This window comes from Kitasatospora sp. MBT63 (assembly GCF_000710465.2).
GTDB lineage: Bacteria > Actinomycetota > Actinomycetes > Streptomycetales > Streptomycetaceae > Kitasatospora.
Window position 1 is genome coordinate 1 of sequence record NZ_JAIZ01000155.1, and the last position, 8,058, is coordinate 8,058.

An 8,058-nucleotide genomic window follows, 5' to 3' on the forward strand; every position below is an offset into this window, starting at 1 on the left:
GGCGCGCGGCGGCTGGTGCTGACCAGCCGCCGGGGCCCGGACGCCCCCGGTGCGGACCGGCTGGCCGCCGAGCTGGCGGCGCTCGGTGCGCGGGTGACGGTCGCCGCCTGCGACGTGGCCGACCGTCAGGAGCTGGCGGCGCTGCTGGCGCCGCTGGCCGGGGAGTTGACGGCGGTGGTGCACGCGGCGGGGGTGAGCGGCAGGTTCGTCCCACTCACCGAGACCGAGCCGGCCGAGTTCGCCGAGGTGGTCCGGGCCAAGGTGGCGGGCGCCGTCCACCTGGAGGAGTTGCTGGCGGGGCGGGAGCTGGACGCGTTCGTCACCTTCGGGTCGATCGCGGGGGTCTGGGGCAGCGGCGGCCAGGCCGCGTACAGCGCGGCCAACGCCTTCCTGGACGCGCAGGCCGAGCGGCGGCGGGCGTGCGGGCTGGCTGCCACCTCCGTCGCCTGGGGTCCGTGGGCCGAGGAGGGGATGGCCGCCGATCCGGCGGTCGCCGACCAGCTGCGGCGGCGCGGCCTGGTGCCGATGGCGCCCGAGGCGGCCGTGGCGGCACTCTGGCAGGAGGTCGCGGCGGGCGCGGGCACGACGACCGTCGCCGAGGTGGACTGGGAGCGGTTCACCGCCACCTTCACCGCGGCCCGGCCGAGCCGGCTGTTCGACGCGCTGCGGGCCTCGGATGCTGCCCCGGGCACCACGGTGGCCGGCGCCGCGGTACCGCAGGCGGCGCCGGGCGCGCCGGACTTCGCGGCGCTCTCCGACGCCGAACGGCCCGGTGCGCTGCTGGAACTGGTCCGGACCAGGGCGGCCGCGCTGCTCGGCCACGCCTCCCCCGAGGAGGTCGACCCGGCCCGCAGCCTGCTCGACCAGGGCTTCGACTCGCTGGCCGCAGTGCGGCTGTGCCGGGAGCTGGCGGCGGCGACCGGGCTGCGGCTGCCCACCCCGATGGTGTTCGAGCACCCGAGCCCCCGGGCCCTGGCCGGCCACCTCAGCGCCGAGCTGGCCGGGACGGCGGCGCCGACCGCCCCGGCCGGGCAGGACCCGGCCGGCGCCGATCCGGGCGGCCCGGAGCAGGGCGCGGGCTGGTCGGGCAGCATCCGCCGGCTCTACCGGCGGGCCTGCGAGGACAACCGGTACCTGGACGGGATGGAGCTGCTGACGGCGGCGGCCCGGATCCGCCCGGTGTTCCACGGCCTCGACCGGCTGCCGTCGCGGCCCGCGCCGGTCCGGCTGGCCGAGGGCCCGGCCGGGCTGCCGGACCTGGTCTGCCTGCCGCCGATCATCGCCCCCTCGGGGCCGCACAACTACGCCCGGCTGGCGTCGCACCTGGCGGGCCGCCGCAACGTGTACGCGTACACCCATCCCGGCTTCGGTGACGGCCAGGCGCTGCCCGCCGACTGGGACCTGGTGGTCGAGGTGCACGCGCGGACCGTGCGGCGGGACTTCGGCGGCCGGCCGTACGCGCTGGCCGGCTACTCCTCCGGCGGCTGCCTGGCGCACGCGGTGACCGACCGGCTGGAGGCCCTCGGCGCCGCGCCGGCCGGGGTGGTGCTGCTGGACTCGCTGCCGCTGGCCGAGGGGTCCTGGGCCCGGATCAGGCCGCTGTTCCGCAGCATGGCGCTGGACGAGCAGGCGTTCGCGCTGATGACGGACGACCAGCTCACCGCGATGGCCCACCACCTGCACCTGTTCGAGGGCTGGAAGCCGGACCGGCTGGACACCCCGATGCTGATGGTGCGGGCGCTGGACCCGGTCCCCGACTGGCAGGACGACTGGCTCACCGACGAGGACTGGCGCACGGTCTGGCACCACCCGCACCGGACCGTCCAGGTGCCGGGCGACCACTGGTCGCTGATGAACGAGAACGCCGACTCCACGGCCACCGCCGTGCACCGGTGGCTGCTGGAACCCGGCCGCCACCACTGACCCCCCCTTCGAACCCACCCCCCTTCGAAACTGAGAGCACCACCATGGACAGCGCACACCTCGACCGGCCGGCCGACTCCTACCGCACCGGTCTGCTCAGCAAGGACCTGCCGACCGAACTGGACCGGCTGCGGGCCCTGGAGCGGTCGATGGACCCGACCTCGATCGCGATCCTGGAGGCGCTGCCGATCCAGCCCTCCTGGCACTGCCTGGAGATGGGCGCGGGCGCCGGGTCGATGGCGTACTGGCTGGCGAAGCAGTGCCTGGGCGGCCAGGTCGTCGCCGCCGACATCGACCCCCGGTTCCTGGACGCCCGCCGGGCCGCCAACCTGGACGTGGCCAGGATCGACCTCGCCCGGCACGAGTTCCCGCCCGGTACCTTCGACCTGATCCACAGCCGGGCCGTGCTGTCCCACATCCCGGAGCGGGACGCGGTGCTGCGGGCCGCCGCCGGGTGGCTGCGGCCGGGCGGCTGGCTGGTGGTGCAGGACTTCGTGCTGCTGCCGCCGGAGCCGGCCGCGGCCTCGCCGCTGACGCCGTTCATCGAGGCGATGATCCTGGGCGGCCCGCAGCAGGGCAACGACTCGCGCTGGACCCGGCGGATGCCCGCCGCGCTGACCGCGCTCGGGCTGGAGCGGCTGCAGCTGCGGACCACCGCGCTGACGGCGGGTCTCGGCGGTCCGGCCGACGAGCTGTGGCGGATCTCGCTGCGGCAGCTGGCACCCGCCTTCCTGGAGCGGGGTGCCATGACGGAGGAGCAGGTCGCCACCCTGGCGGACGCGTTGGAGCGGCGCACGCTGGTGGACTTCTCGTTCCTGTTCGTCTCGGCCTGGGCCCGCCGTCCCCTGGTGGGGCGTCCGCGCTGAGCGGTGCCGCCCGCGCGGCGGCCGGTGCGGCCGGTGCCTACCGGCCGCCGCGCAGGAACTCGCGGTTGAGCGCGGCGATGCCGGTGAGCGGGATGCCCTTGGGGCAGGCGGTGGCGCACTCGCCGGTGTTGGTGCAGCCGCCGAAGCCCTCGTCGTCCATGGCCGCGACCATCGAGCGGGCCCGGCGGCCGCGTTCCGGGGCGCCCTGCGGGAGGAGACTGAGGTGGACCACCTTGGCGGCGGTGAAGAGCATCGCCGAGCCGTTCGGGCACGCCGCCACGCAGGCGCCGCAGCCGATGCACTCGGCGTGTTCGAAGGCGAGGTCGGCGGCGTCCTTGGGGACCGGGGCCGCGTGGGCCTCGGGCGCGCTGCCGGTGGGGGCGGTGATGTAGCCGCCGGAGCCGATGATCCGGTCGAGCGCGGAGCGGTCCACCACCAGGTCGCGGACGACCGGGAAGGCGCCGGCCCGCCACGGTTCGACGTCGATGGTGTCGCCGTCGGCGAAGTGCCGCATGTGCAGCTGGCAGGTGGTGGTGCGTTCGGGGCCGTGCGCCCGGCCGTTGATCACCATGCCGCAGGCGCCGCAGATCCCCTCCCGGCAGTCGTGGTCGAAGGCGACCGGTGCCTCGCCGCGCAGGATCAGCTCCTCGTTGAGGGTGTCCAGCATCTCCAGGAAGGACATGTCGGGGCTGATGTCGGCGACCTGGTAGGTGGTCAGCGAGCCGGGTGCGTCCGGTCCGGCCTGCCGCCAGATCCGCAGGGTGAGGTTCATGCGTAGCTCCGCTGGGTGGGGTGGACGTGCTCGAAGTGCAGCTGCTCCCGGTGCAGGACGGGCGCGTTGCCGGTGCCGGTGAACTCCCAGGCGGCCGCGTAGCCGAACTCCTCGTCGCGGCGGGCGGCCTCGCCGGTGTCGGTGCGGCTCTCCTCGCGGAAGTGGCCGCCGCAGGACTCGGTGCGGTGCAGGGCGTCCAGGCACATGAGTTCGGCGAGTTCGAGGTAGTCGACGATCCGGTTGGCCTTCTCCAGCGCCTGGTTGAGCTCCTCGCCGGTGCCGGGGACCTTGATCCGGCGCCAGAACTCCTCGCGCAGCTGCGGGATCCGGGCCAGCGCGCGGCGCAGTCCGGCGTCGTTCCTGGCCATGCCGCACTCGTCCCAGAGCAGGGCGCCGAGTTCGCGGTGGAAGGACTCCGGGGTGCGGTCGCCGTCGACGGCGAGGATCAGGTGGAGCTGGTCGGTGACCTCCGCGACCGCGGCCTCGACGGCGGGGTGGTCCTCGGGGACGGGCGCGGGGCGGTGGCGGGCGAGGTAGTCGTTGAGGGTGGGCGGCAGCACGAAGTAGCCGTCGGCGAGGCCCTGCATCAGGGCGCTGGCGCCCAGCCGGTTGGCGCCGTGGTCGGAGAAATTGGCCTCCCCGATGGCGAACAGGCCGGGGACGGTCGTCTGCAGGTCGTAGTCGACCCACAGACCGCCCATGGTGTAGTGGATCGCGGGGTAGATCCGCATCGGCGTCCGGTAGGGGTCCTCGGCGGTGATCCGCTGGTACATCTCGAACAGGTTGCCGTACTTGGCCTCGATCTCGGCGCGGCCCAGCCGGGCGATGGCGTCGGCGAAGTCGAGGTAGACGCCCTGTCCTCCGGGGCCCACCCCGCGGCCCTCGTCGCAGACGTTCTTGGCGGCCCGGGAGGCGATGTCGCGCGGGACCAGGTTGCCGAAGGAGGGGTAGATCCGCTCCAGGTAGTAGTCGCGTTCGGCCTCCGGGATGTCGGCGGGCAGGCGGGTGTCGCCCTGGGCCCTGGGCACCCAGATCCGGCCGTCGTTGCGCAGCGACTCGCTCATCAGGGTGAGCTTGGCCTGGTGGTCGCCGGAGCGCGGGATGCAGGTGGGGTGGATCTGGGTGAAGCAGGGGTTGGCGAACAGGGCGCCGCGCCGGTGGGCCCGCCAGATCGCGGTCGCGTTGGAGTTCTTGGCGTTGGTGGACAGGTGGAAGACGTTGCCGTAGCCGCCGGTGGCGAGCACCACGGCGTCGGCGAGGTGGGTGGTGATCCGTCCGGTGACCAGGTCGCGCGCGACGATGCCGCGGGCCCGGCCGTCGACCACGATCAGGTCGAGCATCTCGGTGCGGGCGTGCATCTCGACCCGGCCGGCCGCGATCTGCCGGGAGAGCGCCTGGTAGGCGCCGAGCAGCAGCTGCTGCCCGGTCTGGCCGCGGGCGTAGAAGGTGCGGGAGACCTGCACGCCGCCGAAGGAGCGGGTGTCCAGCAGCCCGCCGTACTCGCGGGCGAACGGGACGCCCTGGGCGACGCACTGGTCGATGATCTCGACCGAGACCTGGGCGAGCCGGTGGACGTTGGACTCGCGGGCGCGGAAGTCGCCGCCCTTGACGGTGTCGTAGAACAGCCGGCGCACCGAGTCGCCGTCGTTGCGGTAGTTCTTGGCCGCGTTGATGCCGCCCTGGGCGGCGATCGAGTGGGCGCGGCGCGGGGAGTCCTGGAAGCAGAACTGGACCACCCGGTAGCCCTGTTCGGCGAGGGTGGCACCGGCCGCGCCGCCCGCGAGGCCGGTTCCGACCACGATGACGGTGTGCCCGCGCCGGTTGGCGGGGTTGACCAGGGCGGCCTCGAACCGCCGCCGGTCCCAGCGCTGTTCGATCGGCCCGGCGGGCACGGCGGTGTCGGTGACGGGCGCGCCGACGGTGTGGTCCAGGTACGGGTTCATCGCACGACTCCGGTCAGTACGGCGACGGGCACGGCGAGGAAGCCGGCCGTCAGGACGGACGCGAGCAGGTTGGCGGTGGCCTTCAGCACCCGGTCGCGGCGCGGGTTGTTGACGCCCAGGGTCTGCGCGGCGCTCCAGAAGCCGTGCCGCACGTGCAGGCCGAGCGCGAGCATCGCGAGGATGTAGATGCCGCCGCCGTACCAGGTCGAGAACGAGGCCACGATGTTCTGGTACGGGTGGCCCTCCTCGGCGCGCGGGTTCACGGTGAGGGTGGTGAGGTCCAGGATGTGCCAGACGATGAACAGCCCGAGGATCACCCCGCCCCAGCGCATCGTGCGGGTGGCGTAGCTGGTGCGGCGCGGCCGGTGGGCGTACTTCTGCGGCCGGGCGGCCAGGTCGCGCCGGCTGAGCTGGAACGCGGCGACGCCGTGCACCACGACCGCGGCCAGCAGGGCGGCCCGGGCGATCCACAGGAACCAGCCGTGGTGCAGCAGCGGCTGCCCGAGGGTGCGCAGCCAGGCCGCGTAGCCGTTGAGGTCGCCGGGGCCGAAGAAGACCTTGAGGTTCCCGAGCATGTGGAAGATCAGGTAGAGCAGCATGACGAGGCCGCTGACCGCCATCGCCGCCTTCTTGCCGACGGTCGAGCGCCAGAGGGTCGTGAGGGTGGAGGGGTGTCGGCCCGTCCGAGTCGCCAGTGCCATGACGGCCACGCTAGGGAGGCGCCCTGCCGGCCGTCCAAGACATGATGCGGGCGGTCTTGATAGGTGATGCCTATCGTGGCTGGCTAGCATGGGGTGGTGCAGTTGCAGCAGCTCCGTTACTTCGTGGCCGTGGCCGAGACCGGGCACTTCACCCGCGCCGCCGAGCGGATGCTGGTGGCGCAGCCCTCGCTGTCCCAGCAGATCCGGTCGCTGGAACGGGAGTTGGGTGCGGAGCTGGTCCACCGCAGCAGGGGCGCCAGCACCCTGACCGATGCCGGGCAGGCGCTGCTGCCGCTGGCCCGGCGGATCCTCGCGGACACCGAGAGCGCCCGGCGGGCGGTCCAGGAGGTCGTCCGGCTGCGGCGCGGCCGGGTGCGGCTCGGGGCGACACCGAGCCTGTGCGTCAGCCTGGTGCCGGACGTGCTGCGGGCGTACCGCTCACGGCATCCCGGGGTCGAGCTGCAGGTCCGCGAGGGCGGTTCGCGGGACCTGGTGGCGCTGCTGGCGCAGGGCGCCCTCGACCTGGCACTGATCATCCCGCCACCGGCCGGGCAGGGTCCGCCACTGACCGTCACCGAGCTGCTGCACGAGGACCTGGTGCTGGTCGCCGCACCCGGCCTGCCCGGGATGCCCGGGCCCGGGCGGGCGGCCCGGATCGAGGATCTGCGCGGCCGGCCGCTGGTGATGTTCCGGGAGGGCTACGACCTGCGGGAGACCACCGTGTCGGCCTGCCGCGCGGCGGGCTTCGAGCCGGAGTTCGCGGTCGAGGGCGGCGAGATGGACGCCGTGCTCGGCTTCGTCGCGGCGGGGCTCGGCCCGGCGGTGCTGCCGGGCATGGTGGCGGCCAGGTCCGGGCTGGCGGTCACCCCGTTCGCCGGGCCTGGCCCGGGGCGGACCATCGCCGTCGCGCACGGCGCCGAGCTGCCGCTTACGCACGCCGCGGCGGCGCTGCGCGAGACCGTGCTGCGCCATCTGGCGGACGCGGACCGGGCGGGCGCCCTGCCGCCCGGCACCCGGCTGGCCGCGCCGTAGGGACACGCCCGCCCGGCGCCCGGCGGGGCGATTTCCGACGTTTCGCCCGGCGCCCTGCTACAGTCGAATTAGTTGCGGTTGTGGTTCCCATGAATTCTGTGTGCGCCTGCTGGCTTGTGACCATCAGGCGCATTTTTGTTTTCCCCGGCCCGTGCCGGGTGGGTGCTTTTTTCGGCGACTCGGGTCCGCGACGTGCGGATTCCGGCAAGCCATCTGAAGGAGATTGTGTTATGGCTACTGGCACCGTGAAGTGGTTCAACGCGGAAAAGGGCTTCGGCTTCATCGAGCAGGAGGGTGGCGGCCCGGACGTGTTCGCCCACTACTCGAACATCAACGCCAACGGCTTCCGTGAGCTGCTCGAAGGCCAGAAGGTCGAGTTCGACGTCACGCAGGGCCCGAAGGGCCCGCAGGCGGAGAACATCCGCCCCCTCTGACACCTGTCACTGCCGGCCTTCGCGGGCAGTCCTGAAGGCCCCCGTCATGAGCGTCCGCTCGTGACGGGGGCCTTCCCCGTTCCCGGGACCGTCGTCCCGCGTCGGCCGGGCTCACCCCGTCGGTCGGCGCCCGGGCACCGGGTCGTGGCCGCCCTCGGTGCCGGGACGGCACCGCAGCAGGCGGCCCGCGGTCAGCCGGGCGCCGCGCAGCGCGCCGTGCCGGTGCAGGGCCTGCACCGCGAAGGTCGAGCAGGACGGCGTGTACGGGCAGCAGGGGCGCCGGTTCGGGCTGATCCGGGTGCGGTAGAAGTGCACCGCGCCGTACAGCCCGGCGGCCGCGGCCCCGCGCGGGACCGGCGCCGCCGGGTCCGCGGCGGCCCGGCCCGG

General features: G+C 74.1%; 8 protein-coding genes. 4 read left to right on the plus strand and 4 right to left on the minus strand.

Annotation, left to right across the window (positions count from 1 at the left end):
• Both AA75_RS10485 and AA75_RS10490 read left to right on the plus strand, forming a co-directional pair.
• A partial coding sequence (locus AA75_RS10485) for a type I polyketide synthase (protein ID WP_033819612.1) occupies positions 1 to 1,923 on the plus strand: 1,923 nt, incomplete at its 5' end.
• 44 nt (positions 1,924 to 1,967) lie between these two features.
• Entirely contained in the window at positions 1,968 to 2,789 is an 822-nt protein-coding gene (locus AA75_RS10490) for a class I SAM-dependent methyltransferase (protein ID WP_051812093.1), read from the plus strand.
• Between the two features lie 37 nt (positions 2,790 to 2,826).
• Here the strand turns inward: AA75_RS10490 and AA75_RS10495 are convergent, their stop codons facing one another.
• The 3 genes from AA75_RS10495 to AA75_RS10505 are packed head-to-tail and all read right to left on the minus strand — an operon-like array spanning position 2,827 to position 6,205.
• On the minus strand, positions 2,827 to 3,561 hold the full coding sequence (locus AA75_RS10495) for a succinate dehydrogenase/fumarate reductase iron-sulfur subunit (RefSeq protein ID WP_033819613.1): 735 nt from the start codon (positions 3,559 to 3,561) through the stop codon (positions 2,827 to 2,829).
• A complete protein-coding gene (locus AA75_RS10500) occupies positions 3,558 to 5,504 on the minus strand; it encodes a fumarate reductase/succinate dehydrogenase flavoprotein subunit (RefSeq protein ID WP_033819614.1) in 1,947 nt (648 codons plus the stop codon). The genes AA75_RS10495 and AA75_RS10500 overlap by 4 nt, the downstream gene beginning before the upstream one ends.
• Positions 5,501 to 6,205 carry a succinate dehydrogenase cytochrome b subunit gene (locus AA75_RS10505; protein ID WP_033819617.1) on the minus strand — a complete coding sequence of 235 codons (705 nt, stop codon included), beginning with the start codon at positions 6,203 to 6,205 and terminating at the stop codon, positions 5,501 to 5,503. Before AA75_RS10505 ends, AA75_RS10500 begins: the two co-directional genes overlap by 4 nt.
• A 96-nt stretch (positions 6,206 to 6,301) precedes the next feature.
• On the opposite strand from AA75_RS10505, the gene AA75_RS10510 reads away from it, so the two are divergent.
• Complete coding sequence (locus AA75_RS10510) at positions 6,302 to 7,237, plus strand: LysR family transcriptional regulator (RefSeq protein WP_033819618.1); 936 nt, start codon at positions 6,302 to 6,304, stop codon at positions 7,235 to 7,237.
• Between the two features lie 230 nt (positions 7,238 to 7,467).
• Positions 7,468 to 7,671: a cold-shock protein gene (locus AA75_RS10515; protein WP_033819615.1), complete on the plus strand. Its 204-nt coding sequence runs from the start codon at positions 7,468 to 7,470 to the stop codon at positions 7,669 to 7,671.
• 111 nt (positions 7,672 to 7,782) lie between these two features.
• Here AA75_RS10515 and yidD read toward each other — a convergent pair.
• Positions 7,783 to 8,058: membrane protein insertion efficiency factor YidD (gene yidD / locus AA75_RS10520; RefSeq protein ID WP_199520300.1), on the minus strand; the 276-nt coding region annotated here is incomplete at its 5' end.